Origin of the sequence: Curtobacterium sp. DN_7.5, assembly GCF_022655355.1 — a bacterium.
Lineage (GTDB): Bacteria > Actinomycetota > Actinomycetes > Actinomycetales > Microbacteriaceae > Curtobacterium > Curtobacterium luteum.
In genome coordinates, this window is the sequence record NZ_CP093378.1 from 1,402,440 (window position 1) to 1,426,550 (window position 24,111).

At 72.0% G+C, this 24,111-nt stretch carries 18 protein-coding genes and 1 pseudogene; 15 read left to right on the forward strand and 4 right to left on the reverse strand.

Annotated features, from left to right (window positions below; all coding sequences use genetic code 11):
* Positions 1-265: 265 nt before the first annotated feature.
* The 8 genes and pseudogenes from MON03_RS06515 to holA all read left to right on the forward strand — a co-directional run bounded on the left by MON03_RS06515 (position 266) and on the right by holA (position 12,986).
* Entirely contained in the window at positions 266-1,678 is a 1,413-nt protein-coding gene (locus tag MON03_RS06515; RefSeq protein WP_242091159.1) for a cytochrome ubiquinol oxidase subunit I, read from the forward strand.
* Between the two features lies 1 nt (position 1,679).
* The gene (gene cydB, locus MON03_RS06520; protein WP_175328638.1) at positions 1,680-2,684 is read left to right on the forward strand and encodes a cytochrome d ubiquinol oxidase subunit II; all 1,005 of its coding nucleotides are present in this window, start codon (positions 1,680-1,682) and stop codon (positions 2,682-2,684) included.
* A 26-nt stretch (positions 2,685-2,710) separates the two neighbouring features.
* On the forward strand, positions 2,711-4,366 hold the full coding sequence (gene cydD, locus MON03_RS06525; RefSeq protein WP_242091161.1) for a thiol reductant ABC exporter subunit CydD: 1,656 nt from the start codon (positions 2,711-2,713) through the stop codon (positions 4,364-4,366).
* On the forward strand, positions 4,363-6,051 hold the full coding sequence (gene cydC / locus MON03_RS06530; protein ID WP_242091163.1) for a thiol reductant ABC exporter subunit CydC: 1,689 nt from the start codon (positions 4,363-4,365) through the stop codon (positions 6,049-6,051). Before cydD ends, cydC begins: the two co-directional genes overlap by 4 nt.
* A gap of 61 nt (positions 6,052-6,112) precedes the next feature.
* The gene (gene leuS / locus MON03_RS06535) at positions 6,113-8,662 is read left to right on the forward strand and encodes a leucine--tRNA ligase (RefSeq protein WP_242091165.1); all 2,550 of its coding nucleotides are present in this window, start codon (positions 6,113-6,115) and stop codon (positions 8,660-8,662) included.
* A 182-nt stretch (positions 8,663-8,844) separates the two neighbouring features.
* The gene (locus MON03_RS06540) at positions 8,845-9,537 is read left to right on the forward strand and encodes a ComEA family DNA-binding protein (RefSeq protein WP_022904291.1); all 693 of its coding nucleotides are present in this window, start codon (positions 8,845-8,847) and stop codon (positions 9,535-9,537) included.
* Positions 9,538-9,541: 4 nt separating this feature from the next.
* A pseudogene (locus MON03_RS06545) lies at positions 9,542-11,302 on the forward strand (ComEC/Rec2 family competence protein); the annotation flags it as partial.
* Positions 11,303-11,966: 664 nt separating this feature from the next.
* The gene (gene holA / locus MON03_RS06550) at positions 11,967-12,986 is read left to right on the forward strand and encodes a DNA polymerase III subunit delta (protein ID WP_350355090.1); all 1,020 of its coding nucleotides are present in this window, start codon (positions 11,967-11,969) and stop codon (positions 12,984-12,986) included.
* 387 nt (positions 12,987-13,373) lie between these two features.
* Here holA and rpsT read toward each other — a convergent pair whose 3' ends face one another.
* The gene (gene rpsT, locus MON03_RS06555; RefSeq protein ID WP_022904294.1) at positions 13,374-13,634 is read right to left on the reverse strand and encodes a 30S ribosomal protein S20; all 261 of its coding nucleotides are present in this window, start codon (positions 13,632-13,634) and stop codon (positions 13,374-13,376) included.
* 269 nt (positions 13,635-13,903) lie between these two features.
* Here rpsT and MON03_RS06560 point away from each other — a divergent pair, with 269 nt between their 5' ends.
* Both MON03_RS06560 and lepA read left to right on the forward strand, forming a co-directional pair.
* Entirely contained in the window at positions 13,904-15,070 is a 1,167-nt protein-coding gene (locus tag MON03_RS06560) for a pyridoxal phosphate-dependent aminotransferase (protein ID WP_242091169.1), read from the forward strand.
* A gap of 216 nt (positions 15,071-15,286) precedes the next feature.
* The gene (gene lepA / locus MON03_RS06565) at positions 15,287-17,134 is read left to right on the forward strand and encodes a translation elongation factor 4 (protein ID WP_242091171.1); all 1,848 of its coding nucleotides are present in this window, start codon (positions 15,287-15,289) and stop codon (positions 17,132-17,134) included.
* Between the two features lie 4 nt (positions 17,135-17,138).
* On the opposite strand, the gene MON03_RS06570 is transcribed toward lepA, so the two are convergent.
* A complete protein-coding gene (locus MON03_RS06570; RefSeq protein WP_242091173.1) occupies positions 17,139-17,627 on the reverse strand; it encodes a hypothetical protein in 489 nt (162 codons plus the stop codon).
* Positions 17,628-17,929: 302 nt separating this feature from the next.
* On the opposite strand from MON03_RS06570, the gene MON03_RS06575 reads away from it, so the two are divergent.
* Complete coding sequence (locus tag MON03_RS06575) at positions 17,930-18,577, forward strand: DUF1990 domain-containing protein (protein WP_242091175.1); 648 nt, start codon at positions 17,930-17,932, stop codon at positions 18,575-18,577.
* A gap of 55 nt (positions 18,578-18,632) precedes the next feature.
* Here the strand turns inward: MON03_RS06575 and MON03_RS06580 are convergent, their stop codons facing one another.
* On the reverse strand, positions 18,633-19,325 hold the full coding sequence (locus tag MON03_RS06580; RefSeq protein ID WP_242091176.1) for an HAD family hydrolase: 693 nt from the start codon (positions 19,323-19,325) through the stop codon (positions 18,633-18,635).
* Between the two features lie 28 nt (positions 19,326-19,353).
* Here MON03_RS06580 and hemW point away from each other — a divergent pair, with 28 nt between their 5' ends.
* Positions 19,354-20,571 (forward strand): radical SAM family heme chaperone HemW, encoded by a 1,218-nt coding sequence (hemW, locus tag MON03_RS06585; RefSeq protein WP_242091178.1) that lies wholly within the window; start codon positions 19,354-19,356, stop codon positions 20,569-20,571.
* A gap of 21 nt (positions 20,572-20,592) precedes the next feature.
* Here the strand turns inward: hemW and MON03_RS06590 are convergent, their stop codons facing one another.
* Complete coding sequence (locus MON03_RS06590; RefSeq protein WP_022904299.1) at positions 20,593-21,039, reverse strand: DUF4870 domain-containing protein; 447 nt, start codon at positions 21,037-21,039, stop codon at positions 20,593-20,595.
* A 107-nt stretch (positions 21,040-21,146) separates the two neighbouring features.
* On the opposite strand from MON03_RS06590, the gene hrcA reads away from it, so the two are divergent.
* From hrcA to MON03_RS06605, 3 genes are all read left to right on the forward strand, one after another.
* Positions 21,147-22,166: a heat-inducible transcriptional repressor HrcA gene (gene hrcA, locus MON03_RS06595; RefSeq protein WP_242091180.1), complete on the forward strand. Its 1,020-nt coding sequence runs from the start codon at positions 21,147-21,149 to the stop codon at positions 22,164-22,166.
* Between the two features lie 87 nt (positions 22,167-22,253).
* The gene (dnaJ, locus tag MON03_RS06600) at positions 22,254-23,366 is read left to right on the forward strand and encodes a molecular chaperone DnaJ (protein ID WP_242091182.1); all 1,113 of its coding nucleotides are present in this window, start codon (positions 22,254-22,256) and stop codon (positions 23,364-23,366) included.
* On the forward strand, positions 23,366-24,103 hold the full coding sequence (locus tag MON03_RS06605; RefSeq protein WP_242091184.1) for a 16S rRNA (uracil(1498)-N(3))-methyltransferase: 738 nt from the start codon (positions 23,366-23,368) through the stop codon (positions 24,101-24,103). Before dnaJ ends, MON03_RS06605 begins: the two co-directional genes overlap by 1 nt.
* Positions 24,104-24,111 lie beyond the last annotated feature (8 nt).

The window sequence follows — 24,111 nt, forward strand, 5'->3', positions numbered from 1 at the left end:
CCGGAAAGACGACAGGCGTCGGGCTTCGGCCCGGCGCCTGTCGCTGTTTGCCGAGCCGGCCTCGCAGCACGCTTGTTCCGTACAACCGTGCCGTGCAGTTCTCCTGCACATTCGTGCAGAGGAGTGTTCTACAACTTGTCGAACGAGGTGTCCGGGCGGTAGCGTGGAGGTGTCCCAAAGGCCTGTGACACCAGAAGTTCCCCCTTCCACAGGAAGCAACTGACGTGCACCAACAGCGCGCGGCGACCCGGCTCGGAAACGCCGCATGAACGACATCCTCGATCCGCTCATCCTGTCGCGGTGGCAGTTCGGTCTGACGACGATCTACCACTTCCTCTTCGTGCCCCTGACCATCGGCATGGCCGTGGTCGTCGCGGTGTTCCAGACCGCCTGGGTGCGCACCGGACGGGCGCACTACCTGCAGCTCACCCGGTTCTTCGGCCGGATCTTCCTCATCAACTTCGCGATGGGCGTGGTCACCGGCATCGTGCAGGAGTTCCAGTTCGGCATGAACTGGTCGAACTACTCGCGCTTCGTCGGTGACGTGTTCGGCGCACCGCTCGCGCTCGAGGGCATCCTGGCGTTCTTCTTCGAGGCAGCGTTCATCGGGCTCTGGATCTTCGGCTGGGACCGCCTGCCGAAGAAGGTGCACCTCGCGACGATCTGGTGCGTGAGCGTCGGCACGATGCTGTCGGCGTACTTCATCCTCGCGGCGAACGCGTTCATGCAGCACCCGGTCGGCTACGCCATCAACGAGGCCAAGGGCCGCGCCGAGCTCACCGACATCTGGGCCGTGCTCACGAACAAGGTCGCGCTGGCGGCGTTCCCGCACACCCTGTTCGGCGCGTTCATGGTCGCCGCGTCGGTCATCATCGCGGTCGCCGCGTGGCACCTGGCCCGCAACCAGAACCTCGAGACGATGCTGCCGGCGCTGAAGTTCGGCATGTGGACGATGCTCGCCTCCGGAGCCCTCACGGTCCTCACCGGCGACCAGCTCGGGCTCACGATGGTCGACACCCAGCCGATGAAGATGGCCGCGGCCGAGGCGCTCTACAACACCTCGACCGGCAAGGACGCCTCGTTCTCGATCTTCACGCTCGGTACTCCTGACGGGGTCCACGAGCTGTTCTCGATCCGCATCCCGTACCTGCTGTCGTTCCTCTCGACGCACACCTTCAACGGCACCGTCGAAGGCATCAACGACCTGCAGGCGCAGTACTCGCAGGTGTACGGTGCCGGCGACTACAAGCCGATCATCTGGGTCACGTACTGGGCCTTCCGGTGGATGATCGCCCTCGGCGTGGGCGCGGTCCTCGTCTCGCTCGTCGGGCTCTGGCTGACCCGCAAGGGCCGCTTCCCCCAGCAGCGGTGGGTGTGGCGGGTCGCGACCTGGGCCATGCCGCTCCCGATGGCCGCGATGATCATGGGCTGGATCTTCACGGAGATGGGCCGCCAGCCGTGGCTCGTCTTCGGGCTGCTCAAGACGGCCGACGGCGTCTCGCCGAACGTGACCGGCCTCGAGGTCCTCATCTCGCTCGTCGTGTTCACGCTCATCTACGGCGCCCTCGCGGTGGTCGAGTTCCGGCTCATCAAGAAGGTCGCGCAGGAGGGCCCCGCCGCCCCGGCGGAGGTCGACGAGGAGACCGGCGAGGTCAAGCACGAAGTGACGGTGTACTGAGATGGACCTGCCCGTGCTCTGGTTCGCGATCGTCGGACTGTTCTTCGTGGGCTACTTCGTGCTCGACGGCTTCGACTTCGGCGTCGGGATGTCGCTGCCGTTCCTCGGCAAGGACGACACCGACCGCCGCGTGCTGATCAACACGATCGGGCCCGTGTGGGACCTCAACGAGACCTGGGTCATCGTCGCCGGCGCCTGCCTGTTCGCGGCGTTCCCGGAGTGGTACGCGACGATGTTCTCCGGCTTCTACCTGGCGCTGTTGCTCATCCTCGCGGCGCTCATCGCCCGCGGCGTCTCGTTCGAGTACCGGCACCAGAACAAGCACGCCGAGTGGAAGCGCCGCTTCGACCTGATGATCATCGTCGGCAGCGCCCTCCCGTCGTTCCTCTGGGGCGTCGCGTTCGGCAACGTCGTGCGCGGCATCCCGATGGACGCCGGCCACAACTACACCGGGACCATCTTCGACCTGCTCAACCCGTTCGCGCTGCTCACCGGGCTGACCACGCTCCTGGTGTTCTTCACCCACGGCGTCGTGTTCGTCGCGCTGAAGACGGAGGGAGAGATTCGCGAGCGGGCCAAGCGGCTCGCGACCCGTGCGGGCATCGTCACGATCGTCGTCGGTGCGGCGTTCCTCGTCGCGATGGCGTTCGTCCGCGCGACGCCGGCGAGCCTCGTGCTCTCCGTGGTGGCGGCACTGGCCCTCGTCCTCGCGGTCCTCTGCACCGCGTGGGGCAAGGAAGGGCGGGCGTTCACGCTCATGGCGATCACGATCGCCGCGGTCGTGCTGGCGATGTTCACGGCGATCTTCCCGAACGTGATGCCCGCGTCGAACGACCCGGCGAACAGCCTGAACGTCTACAACGCGAGCAGCGGTTCGTACACGCTGACCGTGATGAGCTGGGTCGCGCTGATCTTCGTCCCGCTCGTGCTCGCCTACCAGGCCTGGACCTACTGGGTCTTCCGCAAGCGCGTCTCGCGGGCCCACATCGCCCAGGCCGCCCACTAGCCGCCCACGACCACGAGGAACCCACGATGAAGCCGCTCGACCCGCGACTGCTGCGCCTGTCGCGGACGGCGCGCGGCTTCGTCGTGGCAGCCGCGGGCACCGGGGCACTGCGGACGCTCGCGACCGTCGCCGTCGCGTGGGGGATCGCCGCTGCCGTGACGCTCGGGGTCGACGCGGTCGGCGAGGGCCGCCTGCCCGTCGCGTTCGCGCAGGCGCTCGCGCTCCTCGGCGGTGCGTTCGTCGTCCGGGCGGTCGCCGCGTGGGCGACCGACGACCTCGCGGCCCGGGCGGCAGCACGCGTGAAGAGCGAGCTCCGCACGCGGGTCCTCGCCCGGGCCGCCGAGCGCGGACCGGCGTGGCTGGCCGCGCGGTCGAGCGCCGGGTTCGCCACGACGCTCGGACCGGGTCTCGACGCCCTCGACGCGTACTTCGGCCGGTTCCTGCCGCAGCTCGCCCTCACCGCCATCGCCACGCCGGTGCTGCTCGTCGCGATCGGCCTCGGCGACCCGACGAGCGGCATCGTGGTCCTGTGCGCGCTGCCGGTGATCCCGGTGTTCATGGTCCTCATCGGCCTCGCGACCCAGGCGCTGCAGCGGAGGCAGTCCGACGCCCTCGCCACCCTCGGCGGCGCGTTCACGGAGGCGGTCGAGGGCCTCGCGACGCTGAAGGTCTTCGGTCGGGCACGGCGACAGGTCGGGCGGATCGGCGCCCTCACGGACGGCTACCGTCGCGCCACGATGGGCGTCCTGCGGCTCTCCTTCGTCAGCGGTTTCGCGCTCGAGCTCGCCGCGAGCCTCGCGGTCGCGCTCGTCGCGGTGTCCATCGGGGTCCGGCTCGTCGACGGCTCGCTCGGCCTCGGGGCCGCGATGTTCGTCCTCGTCCTGGCACCCGAGGCCTTCGCGCCGATCCGACAGGTGGGTGCCGACTTCCACGCCGCGCAGGACGGTGTCGAGGCCGCCGCGGCCGTGCTGGACGTCCTCGACGACGACGGTGACGCGGCCGTCCCGACGAGCCCGACGTCGCTCCCGGCTGCTGGTGCGCTCGTCCTCGACGCCGTCACGGTCCGCCGCCCGGACGTCGTGATCGGTCCGATCGACCTCCGTGCCGAGCCGGGCACGGTGGTCGCACTCGCGGGCCCGAGCGGATCGGGCAAGTCGAGCATCATCGCTGCGCTCCGCGGCGCTGTGGCGCACGACGGCACCGTGACCGTGCCCGGTCCAGCCGGGACGACCGCGGCGGAGCGGACGACCTGGGCCGACCAGCGGACGCGCCTCGTGGGCGGCACCGTCGCCGAGAACGTCGCGCTCAGCGCGACCCCCGACGTCGTCGCCGTGACCACGGCGCTGCGTGAGGCGGGGCTGGGTGTCGACCCGGGCCTCGCGGTCGGGTCCGGCGGAGCCGGTCTGTCCGGTGGACAGGCGCAGCGCGTGTCCGTCGCCCGCGCCCTGTACCGCGCGAGTCGGGCGGACACCCCCCTCGTCCTCCTCGACGAGCCCACCTCCGCACTCGACGCCGACTCGGAGTCGCACGTCGTCGCGGCGATCCGCCGGCTCGCCGCCGACGGCCGCGTCGTCGTGGTCGCCAGCCACCGCCCTGCAGTGCTCGCAGCGGCGGACGTCCGGATCGACGTGCGCACCGGTGGCGCTGTCACGGTCACCGCCGCGAGCGGAGCGCGGGCATGAGCCGGGAGGCACGACACGACTCCGTCCTGCGGCTCGCCCTGCCCCGCGGGGCGGGGTGGGGCAAGGCCGTGGCGGCCGGCATCGGCAGTGCGCTGTGCGCGGTCGCCCTGCTCGCCGCGAGCGGCTACCTCATCACGCGTGCCGCGGAGCACCCGCCGATCCTCTACCTCACGCTCGTCATGGTCGGGGTGCGGGCGTTCGCGCTCGGGCGGGCGGCCCTCCGGTACGTGGACCGCCTCGCCGGTCACGACGCGTCGTTCCGCCAGCTCGCCGTGGTCCGGACGGAGATGTACCGCCGACTCTCGTCGGTCGCGCCCGCCGGTCTCGGCGCGACCGGACGCGGCGACCTCCTCACCCGGCTCGTCACGGACACCGACCGGCTGCAGGACCTGCCGATCCGGGTCGTCGGGCCGCTCGTGTCCGCCGGGGTCGTGGCGCTCGTGTCCGTCGTCGCGGTCGCGCTCGTCTCGGTGCCCGCCGCGGTCGTGCTCCTCCTCGCCCTCGCGGCCGCGGCGCTCCTCGGGTCGGTGGTGACGGTCGCCGTCGCGCGGCGCTCGGACGAGCGGACCGCAGCGGACCGGGGCCGGGTCGCGGACCTCGTGCTCGACACCGTCCGCGCGCTCGACGTCTTCGCCGCGCACGGCGCCCTCGACGAGCGACTCGCGCACATCGCGCGGCTCGACCGGTCCGTGACCGCCGCCGTGCGTCGTCGGGGCGCCGTCGAGTCCCTCGTCGGTGCCCTCGGCGGGCTGCTGGGCGGCGCGGCGGTCGTCGGGATCCTCGCGGTCGGCGCACCCGCGGTGGTCTCCGGGGCCCTCGACGGACCCCTCTGGGCGCTCGCGGTCTTCGTCCCGCTGGCGCTCTTCGAGGTCATCGGCGGGGTGCCGCTCGCGGTCCTGACACTGCGTCGGGTGCGCGCCGCTGCCGACCGGGTCGAGGCCGTGGTGCCCACTGCGCTGCCGACCGGGATCGTGCCGGAGCCCTCCGTACCCGCAGACCCTGCCTCGCTCGTCGTGGACGGCGCCGTGTCGGTCTCCGTCCGTGACCTGTCGGTGCGTTGGCCCGGCGCGAGCGTCGACGCCGTGTCCGGGGTGTCGCTCGACCTGCTCCCCGGCGAGGTCGTCGTGCTCGAGGGGCCGAGCGGCGCCGGCAAGTCGACGCTCGTGGACGCCCTCGTGCGGTTCGTCGACCACCGCGGCTCGTACACGATCGACGGCGTCGAAGCGCGCGACATGCACCCCGACGCGGTCCGCGCACGCATCGGCCTGATCGAGCAGGACCCGTTCGTGTTCGACCAGTCGGTCCGGCAGAACCTGCTGTTCGCACGCGACACCGCGACCGACGAGGAGCTGCTCGACGTCCTCGACCGGGTCGGGCTCGGTCCGTGGGTCGTCGGGCGGGGCGGGCTCGACGCCGGCGTGGGGGAGCGCGGCGTCCTCGTGTCCGGCGGGCAGGCGCACCGGCTCGCCCTGGCGCGTGCGCTGCTGCACGCGTTCCCGGTGCTCGTCCTCGACGAGCCGACCGCGGACATCGACCCCGACCTCGCCGAGGCGCTGCTGCGTGACCTCGTCGGTGCCGCTCGGCGGGCCGGGCGGACCGTGGTGATCGTCTCGCACGTGCCCGTGCCGGTCGACCTCGTCGACCGCACCCTGCGGATGCGGGACGGACGACTCGTCAGCGCATGACGGGCCGCAGCCGACGTCACGGGGCCGAGCCGGGCCTCCAGGCCTTGTAATCTTGGTGACCGTGACCACCGAGCAGTACGCCGAGGACCCGAACGCCTACGACTTCCGTCGACTCCAGGAGAAGTGGCAGCCCCGCTGGGAAGAGCTCGGGCTCTTCACCACGGACCTCGACGACACCCGGCCGCGGAAGTACATCCTCGAGATGTTCCCGTACCCGTCCGGCGACCTGCACATGGGGCACGCGGAGAACTGGGCGCTCGGTGACTTCGTCGCGCGCTACTGGCGGCAGCAGGGCTTCAACGTGCTGCACCCGATCGGCTGGGACTCCTTCGGCCTGCCGGCGGAGAACGCGGCGATCAAGCGCGGGGTCGACCCCAAGGAGTGGACCTACGCGAACATCGAGCAGCAGAAGGCGTCCTTCAAGCGCTACGCGCCGTCGTTCGACTGGACGACCGAGATCCACACCTCGGACCCCGAGTACTACAAGTGGAACCAGTGGCTGTTCCTCAAGATGTACGAGAAGGGCCTGGCGTACCGGAAGGACAGCTGGGTCAACTGGGACCCGGTGGACCAGACCGTGCTCGCGAACGAGCAGGTGCTGCCCGACGGCACCTCCGACCGCTCGGGCGCCGTCGTCGTCAAGAAGAAGCTGACGCAGTGGTACTTCAAGATCACGGAGTACGCGGACCGGCTGCTCGACGACCTCAACCAGCTCGAGGGGCGGTGGCCGGCGAAGGTCATCGCGCAGCAGCGCAACTGGATCGGTCGGTCGGTCGGCGCCGACGTCGACTTCGTCATCGAGGGGCGGGACGAGCCCGTCACGGTGTTCACCACGCGCCCGGACACGATCCACGGGGTGACGTTCCTGGTCGTGGCGCCCGACTCGGACCTGGCCGCGTCGCTGGTGGCTTCCGCGCCCTCCTCCGTCCGTGCGGACTTCGATGCGTACCTCGTCGCGACGCAGAAGACCTCGGAGATCGACCGGCAGAACGCCGACCGCCCGAAGACCGGCGTGCCGCTCGGACGTTCCGCGATCCACCCGCTGACGGGAGAGCGCCTGCCCATCTGGGCCGCCGACTACGTCCTCGCGGACTACGGCCACGGTGCCGTCATGGCCGTGCCCGCGCACGACCAGCGCGACCTCGACTTCGCGCGGGCGTTCGACCTGCCCGTGAAGGTCGTCGTGGACACGAACGCTCCGGTGACCGGGGCGGTCCCGGTGATCCCGGACGGCGCGACGCTGGAGGACCTCCCGGCGCTCGACCCGGTGTCGACGGGCGAGGCCCTGACCGGCACCGGTCGCATGATCAACTCCGGGCCGCTCGACGGCATGTCGAAGCAGCACGCCATCACCGCGGCGATCCGCCTGCTCGAGGAGCGCGGGACCGGCCGTGCGGCCAAGACGTACCGCCTGCGCGACTGGCTCATCTCCCGCCAGCGGTTCTGGGGCACCCCGATCCCGATCATCCACGGCGCGGACGGCACCGAGCACCCGGTGCCCATGGACCAGCTGCCCGTCCGGCTGCCGTCGACCGAGGGGCTCGACCTCAAGCCGAAGGGCACCTCGCCGCTCGGTGGCGCGACCGACTGGGTGAACGTCCCGAACCCCGTCGACGGGACCCCGGCGACGCGTGACACCGACACGATGGACACGTTCGTCGACTCGTCGTGGTACTTCCTGCGCTTCCTGGCCGCGAACGACGACACGCAGGCGTTCGACCCCGCGATCGCGCGCAAGTGGGCGCCGGTCGACCAGTACATCGGCGGCATCGAGCACGCGATCCTGCACCTGCTGTACGCACGCTTCGTGACGAAGGTCCTGTTCGACCTCGGCTACCTCGACTTCACCGAGCCGTTCACGGCGCTGCTCAACCAGGGCATGGTGCTGTCGGGTGGCTCGAAGATGTCGAAGTCGAAGGGCGGCGTGTCCCTCGGCGACGAGCTCGACGCCAACGGTGTCGACGCGATCCGCCTGGTGATGGGCTTCGCCGGCCCGCCCGAGGACGACATCAACTGGGAGGACGTCTCCCCGTCGGCGTCCGCGCGCTTCCTGGCCCGCGCCTACCGGCTCGCGCTCGACGTCACGTCCCCGAAGGACGTCGTCTGGGCCGACGGCGACCGGGCACTCCGCCAGGTCACGCACCGGTTCCTCGCCGACGCACCGGGCCTCATGGAGTCCTTCAAGTTCAACGTCGTGATCGCGCGGCTCATGGACCTCGTGAACGTGACGCGCAAGGCGATCGACAGCGGCCCCGGCGCGGGCGACCCCGCCGTGCGCGAGGCCGTCGAGACCATCACGCTCGGCCTCGCCGTGTTCGCTCCGTACGTGGGCGAGGAGATGTGGGAGAAGCTGGGCTACGAGCCGACGGTGGCCACGTACGGGTGGCGGAAGGCCGACCCGACGCTGCTCGTGCAGGACACGCTGACGGCGGTCGTGCAGGTCAACGGCAAGGTCCGCGACTCGTTCGAGGTGTCGAAGTCGATCGAGCCCTCGGAGCTCGAGGCGCTCGCGCGGGAGTCGGCGAACGTGCAGCGGTACATCGGTGAGCGCGAGATCGTGAAGGTGATCGTGCGGGCGCCGAAGCTCGTGAACATCGCGATCAAGGGGTAGCTGCGCGGGCGCGGGCGCGGGCGCGCTCGATCGGGGCGCGGGCGCGCTCGATCGGGGTGGGGCGCGCGGGTGCGCTCGCTCGGCGTGTGGCGAGTCCTGCACAGGTGCCGGTGCTGGTGGGGTCGTCCACGGCTGACCCGCGCGGAGTCCGGTCGCGAGGCTCGGCTCCCTAGCGTTCCGGTATGTCCTCACGCTTCTCGCTCACACCCCGTGCCGCCGTCGTCTTGGCCGCGGTCGTCGCGGTGGTCGCCGTGCTCGTGATCGTGCTCGGGACCCGGTCGGCTGGCGGTGGATCCGCTGCCGAGGTCGTCGTCAGCGACGCGCCGTCAGCCGAGCCGGCCTCCACGGCGGGCGGGCCGACGGCCGATGGCCCCCCGGCCGGTACCGGTCCTGACACGAGCACGGCCACGCCGTCGGTCGTCGTCGTGCACGTCGCGGGCGCGGTCGGGAAGCCCGGCGTGGTCACGCTGCCGGCCGGCAGCCGGGTCACGACGGCGCTGGAGCGCGCAGGGGGTGCCGCCCGCGACGCCGATCTCGCACGGGTGAACCTGGCTCGCCCTCTGGTGGACGGGGAACAGGTCTACGTGCCGCGCGTCGGGGAGACGGACGTCCCGATCGCCCTGCCGGACGGCGATGCGGGCGGTGCGGGTGCCCCGAGCGCATCGGGATCGACCGGGTCGGACACGGTCGTCGACCTGAACGCCGCCGACGCCGCGACGCTCGAGACGTTGCCGGGGATCGGGCCCGCGCTGGCGGAACGGATCCTCGCCTGGCGCGAGGAGCACGGGCGCTTCGCCGCCGTCGAGGACCTGCTCGACGTCAGCGGGATCGGGGACGCCAAGTTCGCCGACCTGCAGCCGCGCGTCCGGGTCTGACCGCATGGGCTCCGTGCGCAGTGCCGTGCACGCTCGCCTCGCCGACCTGCGCATCGCGGGCCCGGCGGCCGTCGCCTGGGTGTCCTGTGCCGTCCTCGTCGGCGTCCCGGACAGCGCGATCGCGGTGGTGATCGGCGGCGGCCTGCTCGTGGTGGGCGGGATCGTCCTTCTCGCGCTCCTGCCACGGCTGCACGGCGGCGCGATCGCACTCGCTGTCGGCCTCGTGGTGACGAGTGCGCTGCTCGTCGTGCTCGTCGCCGTCGCCGTGGCCGTCGGCGAGCAGCGGCGGAACCCGCCGGAGCTGTCCGGAGACCCCGGCCAGCGGACGGTCCGGCTCGTGCTGGACCGGGACCTCGAGCGCGGTGCGCGTTCCGTCGCGGCGACCCTGATCGCGACGGAGGACTCGGCCGGGCTGCGTGTGCCGGTGCGGCTGGTGCCCGACGTCCAGGGACGGGGTGCCGAACGGTTCGCCGCCGGGTCCATCCTCGTGGGCACCGGGGCGGTGGAGCCCGACGCTGTGGGGTCGCCCACCGCGTGGGTGGTGTTCCTGCACGGCCCGGTCGAGTCCCGCGCGCCGACGGGGCTCCTCGCCCTGACCGATGGTGCTCGCCGAGCGTTCGTCCGGGTCACCACCCAGCTCCCGGAGCCCGGCGCTGCCCTCCTCCGCGGACTGGCGATCGGCGACCGGAACGGACTCGACCCCGACACCGAGGGCGCGATGGAGACGGCAGCGCTCACGCACCTGACCGCGGTGTCCGGGGCCAACTGCGCCGTCATCGTCGGGTTGGTGGTGCTCCTCGGCCGGGCCTGCGGTCTCCCGCGGGTCCTCCGCGCCGGGGCGGCCGTCGCGTTCCTGCTCGCGTTCGTGGTGCTCGTGCGTCCGGACCCGTCCATCGTCCGGGCGACCCTGATGGCGGTCGTGGCGCTGGTGGTGCACCTGTCCGGGCGGCCCGTCCGTGGCGCCCCGCTCATCTCGCTCGCCGTCATCGGGATGCTCGTGGTGGACCCGTGGTACGCACGGTCCTTCGCGTTCGCGCTGTCCGTACTCGCGACGAGCGGGATCGTGGTGCTCGGGCCGCCGCTGACCGACCTGCTCGCGAGGCGACTGTGGACACCGGTCGCCGCCGCAGTGGCCGTCCCGGTGGTCGCGCAGGTGGCGTGCTGGCCGGTGACGATCCTCCTCGCGCCTGCGCTGCCGACGTACGCCGTGCCCGCGAACCTGCTCACCGAACCACTCGCGCCGATCGTCACCGTCGTCGGACTCGGTGCCTGCCTCTTCGCGCCCGTGTGGCCCGGTGCGGCCTCCGTGCTGGCCGCCGTCGCCTGGGTCCCCGCGAGCGCCGTCGGGTGGGTCGCCCGCACGGCCGCCGCGTTGCCGGGTGCATCCGCGCCGTGGCCGCCCGGAGTGCCGGGCGTCGGACTCGCCGTCGTGGTCTCCGGGTGTGTGGTCGTCTCGTGCTTCGTCGCGGCGCACGTCCGACTCCGGCTCCTGCTCGCCGCGGGCGCGGTGGTCGTGCTCGGCATCGGCCTCGTCGCCGTGCCGCAGACCGTCGTCCGTGGCAGCGTGCCACGGGACTGGACGATCGCGGCCTGCGACGTGGGGCAGGGGGATGCGGTCCTGCTGCGGTCGGGTGGCGCGACAGCGCTCGTCGACACAGGGGACGACCCCGAGCGCCTCGCCGCGTGCCTCGACCTGCTCGGCGTGGGACACATCGCGGTGCTCGTGCTGACGCACTACGACCGGGACCACGTCGGCGCGACGTCGGCGGTCGCCGCCTCGGTCTCGAATGCGCTCGTCGGCCCCACCGGCCGACCCGCGGACGAGCGGGTGCTCCGCGACCTGCGGGGCGCCGGGGTCGAGGTCCGCCGGGCCGCCGCCGGGACAGCGGTGCAGCTCGGGAGCCTCCGCCTGGTGGCGCTGTGGCCACCCCGGTCGTCGACCGCGTCCGGGAACGCCGCGAGCATCGCCATCCGGGTCGAACCCGATCCCGACTGCGCCGGCTGTCCGTCGGCGATGCTCCTCGGGGACCTCGGCGAAGCGGCTCAGCGGCGGCTCGTCGGTGCGGGCGGCGCCGAGCGACAGGTCGACGTGGTCAAGGTGTCGCACCACGGCTCGGCGGACCAGGACCCCGGGCTGTACCGATCGCTCGGTGCCCGGATCGCGCTCATCGGCGTCGGAGCGGACAACACCTACGGGCACCCCACCCGGCAGGCGCTCGACATGCTGGCCGCTGCCGGCAGCGTCGTGTACCGGACCGACCGCAGCGGGACCGTCGTCGTCGCACCGGGGAACGACGGCCCTCGGGTGTGGACGGAGCGCTCGGACCCGGAGCCCTCGGCCGGTTCCGTCGGCTCCGCCGGGTCGGGGGTCGGCCGTAGGATCGACGTGGCGACCGGAGCACGACCGGTCGCCGCACCGGAAGGACCGCATGCCCGCCAAGAAGCCAGCGCGCGCCGCCGCGAAGATCGACCAGGTGCCGTGGTCGGGGATCCGCCCCGCCCCGGTCGTGCTCGTCACCGGCCCCGAGGCCTTCCTCGCCGACCGGGCCGTCGGCGCGCTCCGCGACCTGCTCGTCGGCGAGGACCCGGCGCTCGAGATCCACGACCTCGAAGCCGACCAGTACGCACCGGGCCTGCTCGCCACGCTGGCCAGTCCGTCGCTCTTCGGTGAGCCCCGTCTGGTCCGGGTCACGAACGTCGAGAAGTGCACGGACGCCTTCATCACGGAGACGATCGCCTACCTCGAGGGACCGGCGGACGACGTCACCCTCGTCCTGCGTCACGGGGGCGGGATGCGCGGCAAGAAGCTGCTCGACACGATCCGCAGCGGCGTCGGTGGCGGGGTCGAGGTGCAGTGCGACGAGCTCAAGCGCGACACGGACCGCATCGACTTCGTGAACGCGGAGTTCCGGGCTGCCCGGCGGAAGATCGCGCCGTCGGCGGTGCGGACGCTCGTGGCGGCGTTCGCGGACGACCTCGCCGAGCTCGCGGCTGCGTGTCGGCAGCTGCTCGCCGACTCGGCCGACGAGATCACCGACAAGGTCGTCGACAAGTACTACGGCGGCCGGGTCGAGACGAACGCCTTCAAGGTGGCCGACATCGCACTCGCCGGGCGGTCTGCCCCGGCGATCGTCGAGTTGCGGCACGCGCTCGCGACGGGGGAGGCCCCGGTGCCCATCGTGGCGGCGTTCGCGAGCAAGATCCGCACGATGGCGAAGGTCAGCGGCTTCCGCGGATCGAGCGGGCAGGCGGCCTCGGCGCTCGGGATGGCGCCGTGGCAGGTGCAGCGAGCACAGCGGGACGTCGCCGGCTGGAGCGAGGCGGGGCTGGCGAACGCGATCCTCAGCATCGCGGCGGCGGACACCGCGGTGAAGGGCGGGTCACGCGACGCGCACTACGCGCTCGAGGTGATGGTGCGGACCATCGCCCGGCGCGGCGAGGACCGCTGAGGCGTTCCGGAAGCCCGGAGTCGGGAGCTGACTTCGGGAGCTGGCTACCGCTGCCGCGGCCGCTGCCGCTGCCGCTGCCGCTGCCGCGCGACGGTGCCGCTGTCGTACGACGTCGATCACGTCGTTCTCCGCGGTCGCCGCACTTGCGCGTGCACAAGCGGCGACGTGGCCGATGTCGCACGACAGCGGCCGGGTCGTTCGACGACGACGACCGCCCTCGCCCCACGACCGCACTCGCCCCACGTCCGCACTCGCCCCACGACCGCACCGCCGCACGTCCGCACCGCCGCACGTCCGCACCGCCGCACGACCGCACCCCGCCCGCACCACCCCGCACACGACGAAGGCCCCGCACCGGAACGGTACGGGGCCTTCGAGGAGCCGGACTCAGAGAGCCGAGACCTTCTTCGCGATCGCCGACTTGCGGTTCGCGGCCTGGTTCTTGTGGATGACACCCTTGCTCACGGCCTTGTCGAGCTTCTTCGACGCGAGGGCCAGGGCCGCCACGGCCTTGTCCTTGTCGCCCGAAGCGATCGCCTCGTTCGTGTGGCGGATGTGGGTCTTGAGCTCCGAGCGGTACGCCTTGTTCCGCTCGGTGGCCTTGAGGTTGGTCTTGATGCGCTTGATCTGCGACTTGATGTTCGCCATGCGTGTTGCTCCTGTTCGTCTCTACGGGTGGTCGCGACCGCTGGGTAGAGGGGCCCTTGGTCGCATCGCGTTCCACCCGTGGGCGGGGAACGCGGAAGCCAGCCACCAACACTACCAGGCGCAGGGCCGCCGACCAAAGCCCGACAGGCCGCGGACCGGAGCCCCAGACCGGAGCAACACGGCATCGAGAACGCCGGAGCAGCCGGAGCCACACCGCACCGCATCCGGCCGAAACCGCCCGGCAACACACGGTCGCTACCGTGGCGGTCATGCCGTCCCTCGCACCACGCATCGACACCGTCCCCGCTTCCGGCATCCGGAGGGTCTTCGAGCAGGCCGCCCTGCTCCGAGCGACCGGCACGGACGTCACGATGCTCGTGATCGGCGAGCCCGACGTGCCGGTAGCGCCGCACATCGGCGAGGCCGCGCGCCGCGCCTGGTCGGAGGACCGGACGGACTACACGCCGAACGGTGGGATCACCCCGCTCCGGCAGGCCATCGTCGACAAGCTCCGGCGCGAGAACCGGGTCGAGGTCGACCTCGAGCAGGTCTGGATGACGATCGGCGCGACACAGGCGCTGTTCCAGGCGATGACGCTCGTGCTGAGCCCGGGCGACGAGGTGCTCGTGCCCGACCCCGGCTACACGACCTTCACGATGAACGCGCACATCCTCGGCGCGACGCCGGTGCCGTACCAGCTGACGCCGCAGCACGGGTTCGAGCCCGACCTGGCCGCGCTCGAGGCGAGCATCACCGAGCGGACGCGGGCGATCATCGTGAACTCCCCGTCGAACCCGCTCGGTTGCGTGTTCGGCGAGGAGACCCTCCGCGACCTCCTCGCACTGGCGAAGCGGCACGACCTGTGGGTCGTCAGCGACGAGGTCTACGAGTACTTCACCCACGGGACCCGGCACGTCAGCATCGCCGCCCTCGACGAGGACGACCGCGTGTTCTCGGCCTTCTCGCTCAGCAAGACCTACGCGATGACCGGGGTGCGGGTGGGCTACCTCGTGACACCGAAGGGCCTCGGGCCGACGATGCGGACCACGCAGGAGGCGATGATCAGCTGCGTCGCCGAGCCCGACCAGTACGCAGCCCTCGCGGCGATCGTCGGGGACCACTCGGCCGTCCGGGACGCGCGCGAGCACTACCGCGCGAACCTCGAGGTCGCGAAGGCGGTGCTCGACGCCGCGGGCATCCGCTACCTCGACCCGCGCGGCGCGTTCTACCTCTGGGTCGACGTCTCGCACGCGTCGGGCGGCGACGTCGCCGAGTGGGCGCTCGCCCTCCTGCAGCAGGAGCACGTCGCGGTCGCACCCGGCAGCGCGTTCGGCCGCACCGGCGAGGGCTGGATCCGCGTCTCGCTCGCCGCGACCGCGGAGGACCTCCGCCGCGGCCTGGGAGCGCTGCCCGCGCCCGCCACGGCGACCGTCTGACGGGCAGGGCCCACGCCGCCGGTTCCGACCCGGCGCGCCACCGGCGGGTCGGCCGTGCCGGTGGGGCGAGGCGCGGTGCGGGCCCGCCCCGCGCCTCCAGTCAGTCCTGCACAGCGTCCAGGGCGGCGACCGGCCTCCACAGGACGGCCCGCGGCTGCGCGCCGTCGGCGCGCGGACGTGGGACAATCGTTCGACCGTCCCGACCCCTGAGGAACCGTGAGCCCACAAGCATCCGCGCCGCTCGAGCCCGCCGCGACCCCGGCCGAGGCGATCCGCAACTTCTGCATCATCGCGCACATCGACCACGGCAAGTCGACCCTGGCCGACCGCATGCTGCAGATCACCGGCATCGTCGAGGAGCGGGCGATGCGCGCGCAGTACCTCGACCGCATGGACATCGAGCGCGAGCGCGGCATCACGATCAAGTCGCAGGCCGTCCGCATGCCGTGGGAGCTCGACGGCAAGACCTTCGCCCTGAACATGATCGACACGCCGGGGCACGTCGACTTCTCGTACGAGGTCTCCCGTTCGCTCGCCGCGTGCGAGGGCGCGATCCTCCTGGTCGACGCCGCCCAGGGCATCGAGGCGCAGACGCTCGCGAACCTCTACCTCGCGCTCGAGAACGACCTCGAGATCATCCCGGTCCTCAACAAGATCGACCTGCCCGCGGCCGAGCCGGACAAGTACGCAGCCGAGCTCGCGCAGCTCATCGGCGGGTCGCCGGACGACGTCCTCCGCGTCTCCGGCAAGACCGGCGTGGGCGTGCCGGAGCTCCTCGACCGCGTCGTCGGCACCGTGCCGCCGCCCGTCGGCACGGTGGACGCCCCGCCCCGCGCGATGATCTTCGACTCGGTCTACGACAGCTACCGCGGGGTCGTCACCTACGTCCGCATGGTGGACGGCACCATCTCGCCACGCGAGAAGGTCCAGATGATGTCGACGAAGACGACGCACGAGATCCTCGAGATCGGGGTGTCGTCGCCGGAGCCGAAGCCGACGAAGGGCCTGAGCGTCGGCGAGGTCGGCTACCTCATCACCGGTGTGAAGGACGTCCGCCAGTCCAAGGTCGGCGACACGGTCACGAGCGCGCAGAAGCCGGCGACCGACCCGCTGGCCGGCTACACCGACCCGAAGCCGATGGTCTTCTCGGGTCTGTACCCGATCGACGGTTCCGACTACCCGGACCTCCGCGAAGCGCTCGACAAGCTCAAGCTGTCCGACGCCGCGCTCGTGTACGAGCCCGAGACCTCCGTGGCGCTCGGGTTCGGCTTCCGCTGCGGGTTCCTCGGGCTGCTCCACCTCGAGATCATCACCGAGCGTCTGAGCCGCGAGTTCGGGCTCGACCTCATCACCACCGCCCCGAGCGTGATCTACGAGGTCACGGACGAGGACAACTCGGTGACCGAGGTCACGAACCCGTCCGAGTTCCCCGGCGGTCGCATCGTCGAGGTCCGCGAGCCGATGGTCCGCGCAGCCATCCTCGCGCCGAAGGACTACGTCGGCGCGATCATGGAGCTCTGCCAGTCGCGCCGAGGCTCGCTGCTCGGCATGGAGTACCTCGGTGAGGACCGCGTCGAGATCCGGTACGAGATGCCCCTCGGCGAGATCGTCTTCGACTTCTTCGACCAGCTGAAGAGCAAGACGCAGGGCTACGCATCCCTCGACTACGAGCCGACGGGCGACCAGGCGGCCGACCTCGTCAAGGTCGACATCCTCCTCCAGGGCGAGCAGGTCGACGCGTTCAGCGCGATCGTGCACCGCGACAAGGCGTACGCGTACGGCACCCTCATGACCGAACGGCTCCGGAAGCTCATCCCGCGCCAGCAGTTCGAGGTCCCGATCCAGGCCGCCATCGGTGCTCGCATCATCGCCCGCGAGAGCATCCGTGCCATGCGCAAGGACGTCCTCGCGAAGTGCTACGGCGGTGACATCACCCGCAAGCGCAAGCTCCTCGAGAAGCAGAAGGAGGGCAAGAAGCGCATGAAGATGGTCGGCCGGGTCGAGGTCCCGCAGGAAGCCTTCATCGCCGCGCTCTCGGGCGACGTGGAAGAGAAGAAGAAGTAGCGGTTCAGCGGGCGCGCGTGGCGCGCGTCCGCACCGCCGCCAGGCACAGGGCCGGGAGGCACGCTGCAGCCAGTCCCGCCAGCGCCGTCCGCCAGGTGGTCCACTCCGTCATCCCGATGAAGGACGTCTGCGTGCTCGCCTCGATCGAGCAGGCCGTGGCGGTGATCGCGAGGGTGAGCGCCGAGGCGCCGATGACCCAGGGGAGCCGGGGACGCCGGGACCGCCGGACGAGAGCGACGAGGAGCGCCCCGAAGAGCAGGACACCGGCACCGATGCTCGCGACGGCGACCTGCGCGAGCGTGGTGCTGACGACGGGGTACCAGTCGACCGGCGGCACGCTGGTGTACTGCACGGGTCCTGACGCGCGGGCTTCGACCAGGTCGACGGCGATGCGTGCGCCCACGGCGAGTGCGAAGGCGGTCGCCGTGAGTGCGGCGAGCACCCGAGGGGTGCGTCCCGTCAGTGGGCGAGGGACGATCGTCGAGGCGGGCACGGACCGACGATAGCGGTGTGGCGGAGGCGATCCGAGCCTCCAGTCCGGGGCTGGGCGACGCGGCACACCAGCCCAGCCGCTCTGCGCGCGTGCAGCCGGTCTGCGCTCGCGCAAGGGGGCTCGTCGGCATGCGTTCCGGTGGCAGCTGGGTCGTGACGGTGCGCACCGCCAAGGAGGCTCGTCGGCATGCGTTCCGGTGGCAGCTGGGTCGTGACGGTGCGCACCGCCAAGGAGGCTCGTCGGCATGCGTTCCGGTGGCAGCTGGGTCGTGACGGTGCGCACCGCCAAGTAGGCTGGTCGGCATGAGTTCCCGCGGCAGCTACCGGACCGCTCTGACGTACGGCGCGGTCGGCGCGACCCAGGCGTCGGACCTCATGACCTACCCGCCGGAGGGCTTCGCGCCCACCGAGTCCCGCGCCCGGATCGGGCACGGCGACGCACGCTTCGAGACGGCGGTGACCCAGGCGCTGTCCTGGCAGATCCAGGAGCGCAGCGGGATCCGCGTGCACGTCGACGACCAGCCGGACGACGACGAGGTCCGCTACAACCCGGTGACGTTCGACGAGCACGGTGTGCCGGTCGCGCCCGCGTCCATCGGGACCCCGAAGGTGGAGCGGTTCGCGCCGGACGGCACGCCGCTCCTCACGGCGGGGACGACCGCGACGCTGACGATGCACGCGTTCGGGCAGACCGTGCACGCGCCGGTCCGGGTCGTGTCGATCATCGACGAGCCGGACCGCAAGGGTTTCGCGTACGGCACGCTCGAGGGGCACCCGCTCTCGGGCGAGGAGTCGTTCGTCGTCGAGCGCACGTCGGACGGGTCGGTGTGGCTCCAGCTGCGGCAGTTCTCGCAGCCGGCGAGCCGGAAGTGGCGCCTCGTGGCGCCGTTGCTCCGGCGGCAGCAGCGCGTGATGGCGGAGAAGTACCTGGCGGCGCTCCGCGGCGACTGACGCGTGGAGCGCGCCCGCCGGCGGCGCTCGCGGTGACCGACGGGTCCGACCCGGCTCAGCCCAGGGGCGCGAGACCCGCGATCGCGTCCTCGATGACCCGCACGTCCTCCACGCAGTCCCGAGCCACGGCGACCGCGCTCGTCGCCCGGAGCGCCTCCACGTCGTAGACCCCGGTCGCGACCGCGAGGAACGGGATCCCCGCGGCGTCCGCAGCCTCGCCGTCCCGCGGGGTGTCGCCGACGATGACGGCCCGCTCGCCCCGCAGCGCCGCCGCCGCACGACCGGTGACCCCGGCCCGGTCGACCTCCTCGTCGCCGAAGAACGAGTGCGCCCAGTCGAACGCATCGAGGTCGAACCCGGCACCACGGAGCTTCACCCGCGCACGGTGCTCGGAGTTGCCGGTGAGCAGGCCGTTGCGCCAGCCGAGGACCGCGAAACGCCGGACGAGGTCCCGGGCGCCAGGGGCCGGCTTCCGGTGGTCGCCGGCGCGGAACCGCTCGTCGGTGAGGTCGCGCAGGTGCCCGGAGACGGTGGGGATGAGCGCGTCGTCGAAGTCGTGCGCGCGGACGTGTTCGGCGATGAGGCCGGCGTCGGTCCGGCCGTGCTGGTGGCCGACGCGCAGCGCGAGGTCACGGCCGACCGCCCGTTCGAGTGCCAGGTGGTACAGGTTGCCCGGCGACACGGCGTTCAGCACGAGGGTGCCGTCGATGTCCCACAGCACCGTGGTGGGGACGGTGTGGTGCTCCATGCCTCCATCATGACCGAGAATGGAGTCCATGCCGAGTGCCCTGCCGATCGCCGACCCCGCACCGTCGGACGGGCTGCTCATCCCCGGTCCGGACGCGGGCGAGGTCCCCTTCGGCGTCTACGTGCACGTGCCCTTCTGCCGCGTCCGCTGCGGCTACTGCGACTTCAACACGTACACGGCGTCGGAGCTGCGCGGGGTCCGGCGTGACGACTACGCCGGCCACGCCGTGCAGGAGATCCGGTTCGCCGCGGAGGTCCTCGAGCGCTCGGGCGTGCCGCGGCGCCCGGTGTCGACGGTGTTCTTCGGCGGTGGGACCCCGACGATGCTCCCGGCCGAGGACCTCGTGATGATCCTCCGGGCGATCGACGAGACGTGGGGGATCGTGCCCGGCGCCGAGGCCACGACCGAGGCCAACCCGGACTCCGTCGACGCCGTCTCGCTCGAGACGCTCCGCGCCGGCGGCTTCACCCGGGTCAGCTACGGCATGCAGTCCGCGGTCCCGCACGTGCTCGCGACCCTCGACCGGACGCACGACCCCGAGCGGGTGCCGTTGGTCGTGGACCTCGCGAAGCAGCAGGGCCTCGACGTCTCGCTCGACCTCATCTACTCGACCCCGGGGGAGTCACTCGCGGACTGGCGCACCTCGCTCGACCAGGCGATCGCCTGCGCGCCCGACCACGTCTCGGCGTACTCGCTCATCGTCGAGGAGGGCACGGCGATGGGTCGCATGGTGGCGCGCGGGGAGCTGCCGGCACCCGACGACGACCTCGCGGCGGACATGTACGAGCTGGCCGACGACGTCCTCGGTGCGGCCGGGTACTCCTGGTACGAGGTGTCGAACTGGGCGCGCGGCGAGGCACACGCGAGCCGGCACAACCTGTCCTACTGGAAGGGTCACGACTGGTGGGGCGTCGGCCCGGGCGCGCACTCCGCCGTCGCCGGGACCCGCTGGTGGAACGTGAAGCACCCGGCCGCGTACGCGAACCGGTTGCTGTCGGGGGCGTCGCCCGCGGCCGGCCGGGAGACCCTCGACGAGGAGACGCGCTACGTCGAGCGCGTGCTCCTCGCCGCGCGGGTCCGCGGCGAGCTCGCCACGTCGGAACTCCGCCGGGAGGCCCGTGGCCGGGTCGCGGGGCTCATCGCACGCGGTCTCGTGGACGGCTCGGCCGCGGTGCGGGGTCGGGTCGAGTTGACGAGGCAGGGTCGGCTGCTCGCGGACGCGGTGGTCCGCGAGCTGCTCGACTGACCTACTGCTCCACGGACGCGGCTACTGCTTCACGAACTCGATCGTGAGCGGGTACTTGTAGAAGCGTCCCTGGTTCGCGGCGACGGCGGCCATGACCGAGAAGACGACCACGAGCACGTAGATGATCGGCAGCAGGACGAGCCCGATCAGGATGACCGTGAGCAGCCCCGCGACGAACCCCGCGATCGCCGCGGTGATGTGGAAGTTGAGCGCCTGGCGCGTGTGCTCGCGCACGAACTGCCCGCGGTCACGCAGCACGAGGTACGCGATGATCGGCACGAGCAGGCTGAAGAAGATGGCGCCGACGTGCGTCAGGGTCGCCCAGAGCCGCTGGTCCTCGGGGCTCATCGGCTGGGGGACCTGGTAGTTCGGCGGGTACTGGGGGCCGTCCGGCCCGCCGGGCTGCTGTCCGTAGGGGTTCCCGGGCTGCTGGCCGTCAGGGCCCCCGGGCTGCTGTCCGTAGCTCATGCGGGAAGCGTACCGACCAGCCGGACGTCCGTCCCGCCCTGTCGGCCGTCGGGCGTAGGATCAGCAGTCGACACACGAGAGTGCCAACGCGAACGGAAGGGGATCGAGTGGTCAGCGAACGCAGCCTCGAAGTCCTCAAGGCCATCGTGCGGGACTACGTCGCCTCGCGGGAGCCGGTCGGGTCGAAGTCGATCGTCGACCGCCACGCGTTCGGGGTCAGCGCCGCCACGATCCGCAACGACATGGCCCAGCTCGAGGACGAGCAGCTCATCGTCGCGCCGCACACGTCCTCGGGTCGCGTCCCGACCGACAAGGGCTACCGCGTCTTCGTCGACCACCTGGCCGCGGCCCGCCCGCTGTCGAGCGCGCAGCGGCACGCGATCGAGACCTTCCTGGGCGCCTCGGGCGACCTCGACGACGTCCTCGGACGCACCGTGCGGCTGCTCAGCCAGCTCACGAACCAGGTGGCGCTCGTGCAGTACCCCTCGCTGGTGCGCGCCCGCGTCCAGCACGTCGAACTCGTCCGGCTCGGCGACACGCGGTTGATGGTCGTGCTCATCACCGACACCGCCCGGGTCGAGCAGCGGGTGGTCGAGAGCGACGTCACCCTCGACGAGTCCGCCCTGACCGAGCTCCGCAGCGTCGTCAACGGCGCGACCGTCGGACTCCTCCTGCAGGACGTCCCCGGTGCGCTCCGCGCGGTCCCGCAGCAGCTCCGGCCCGACGTCCAGCCCCTTGCCGGGATCGTCGTGGCGACCCTCATCGAGCAGGTGGCCGCGAACCGGCAGGACCGCCTGCTGATGGCGGGCGCGGCGAACCTCGCGAAGAGCGAGCAGGACTTCTCCGGCGGGCTCTTCCCCGTGCTCGAAGCCATCGAGGAACAAGTCACCCTGCTCCGGTTGTTCGGCGAGATGCAGGTGGACGACATCGCGGTGGCGGCGAGCATCGGCGCCGAGAACGCCGAGTACGGGCTCGACGCCACGAGCATCGTCGCGGGTGGCTACCTCGCCGGCGGCGAGGTGGCACGGCTCGGCGTGCTCGGGCCGACCCGGATGGACTACGGCACGAACATGGCCGCGGTCCGCGCCGTCGCACGGTACCTGTCCAAGCTCCTGGGCGAACATTGACCGGCCCGCACCGCGATCGGCGCGACCCCCGCGCACGACCCGCACCGGGCCTCCAGACCGACCGAACCGAAACACTCTGAGGGATACGTGGCAGACCACTACGACGTCCTCGGCGTCCAGCCGGACGCCTCCGATGCCGACATCAAGAAGGCCTACCGGCGCCTGGCGCGCGAGCTGCACCCGGACGTGAACCCGAGCCCGGACGCCGCCGAGCGCTTCAAGGACGTGACGCACGCGTACGACGTGCTGAGCGACCCCGAACAGCGCCGTCGGTACGACGCCGGACCGCAGGCCGACAGCCCGTTCGGCGGTGGTGGGGCCGCGGGCTTCAGCGACATCTTCGACGCGTTCTTCGGCGGAGGCGGCGGAGGCCGGGGATCCGGTCCCCGCAGCCGTGCCGAGCGGGGACAGGACGCCCTGCTCCGCATCGACGTCGACCTCGACGAGGTCGTCTTCGGCACCCACAAGGAGGTCGAGGTCGACACCGCCGTGCTGTGCGAGACCTGCCACGGCTCGTGCTGCGCTCCGGGCACGAGCCCGCGCACGTGTGACATCTGCGGCGGTTCCGGTCACATCCAGCGTCAGGTCCGCTCGCTCCTCGGCAACGTCGTGACGAGCGCGCCGTGCGGCACCTGCCGCGGCTACGGCACGGTCATCCCGAACCCGTGCCCGACGTGCCAGGGGCAGGGTCGCGTGCGCGCCCGTCGCTCGATCCCGGTGGACGTCCCCGCCGGTGTCGATTCCGGGCTCCGCCTCCAGATGCCCGGCCAGGGTGAGGTCGGTCCGGCCGGCGGCCCCTCCGGTGACCTCTACCTCGAGATCCGGGTGCGTCACCACGACGTGTTCAGCCGCGACGGCGACGACCTGCTCGCAACGCTCGAGGTCGGCATGACGGACGCGATCCTCGGCACGACCACGACGATCGACGGCCTCGACGGTCCGGTCGAGCTCGAGATCCGTCCCGGTGTGCAGAGTGCCGACGTGCTCGTCCTGAAGGACCGTGGAGTCACGAAGCTGCGCGGCAACGGACGTGGCGACCTGCGCGTCGGTGTGCAGGTCGTGACGCCGACGAAGCTGTCGCACAAGGAGCGCCAGCTGGTCGAGCAGCTCGCGAAGTCGCACAAGGCCACGAAGCCCCAGCTCGCCCGGTTCCAACAGGGCATGTTCGGCAAGCTCCGCGACCGCTTCTTCAACTTCTGATGGCGTCGCTCTACCTCGTCGGGTCGCTCGACGGCGTCACCGTGGGCGGGCACGTGACCCTCGACGGTGCGGAGGGCCGGCACGCGGTGTCCGTCGCGCGGGTGCGCCTCGGGGAGACGCTGTGGATCGGGGACGGCGACGGCACCGTGGTGTCCGGACCCGTCGTGTCCACCGAGCGGGATGCGCTCGTGCTGGAGGTGGCCACGCTCGAGGTGGTCCCGGCGCCGTCACCGACCCTGACCCTCGTGCAGGCGCTCGCGAAGGGCGGCCGTGACGAGATGGCCGTGCAGGCGTCGACCGAGATCGGCGTCGACCGGATCGTGCCGTGGGCGGCTGCCCGCAGTGTCTCGCGGTGGGAGGGTGCGAAGGTCGAGAAGGGCCGGGCGCGCTGGGCGTCCATCGCGCACGAGGCCTCCAAGCAGGCCGTCCGCCCGCGGGTCCCCGTCGTCGCGCAGCCGGTCACCACGGCACAGCTGGCGGCGTCCGTGGGCACCGGGCGGGTGGTGCTCGTGCTCGACCCGGTCGCGGACGTCCGCCTCTCCGCCTGGGACGCCCCGGCCGACGTCGACGACATCACCCTCGTGGTCGGACCCGAGGGCGGCATCGACGGCAGCGAGTTCGACCGGCTCGTCGCCGCCGGAGCGGTCCGCGTCCGGCTCGGCGACACCGTCCTCCGCACCTCGACCGCGGGTCCGGCGGCGCTGGCGATCCTCCAGACGCGGCTCGGACGCTGGTAGGCCCGCCG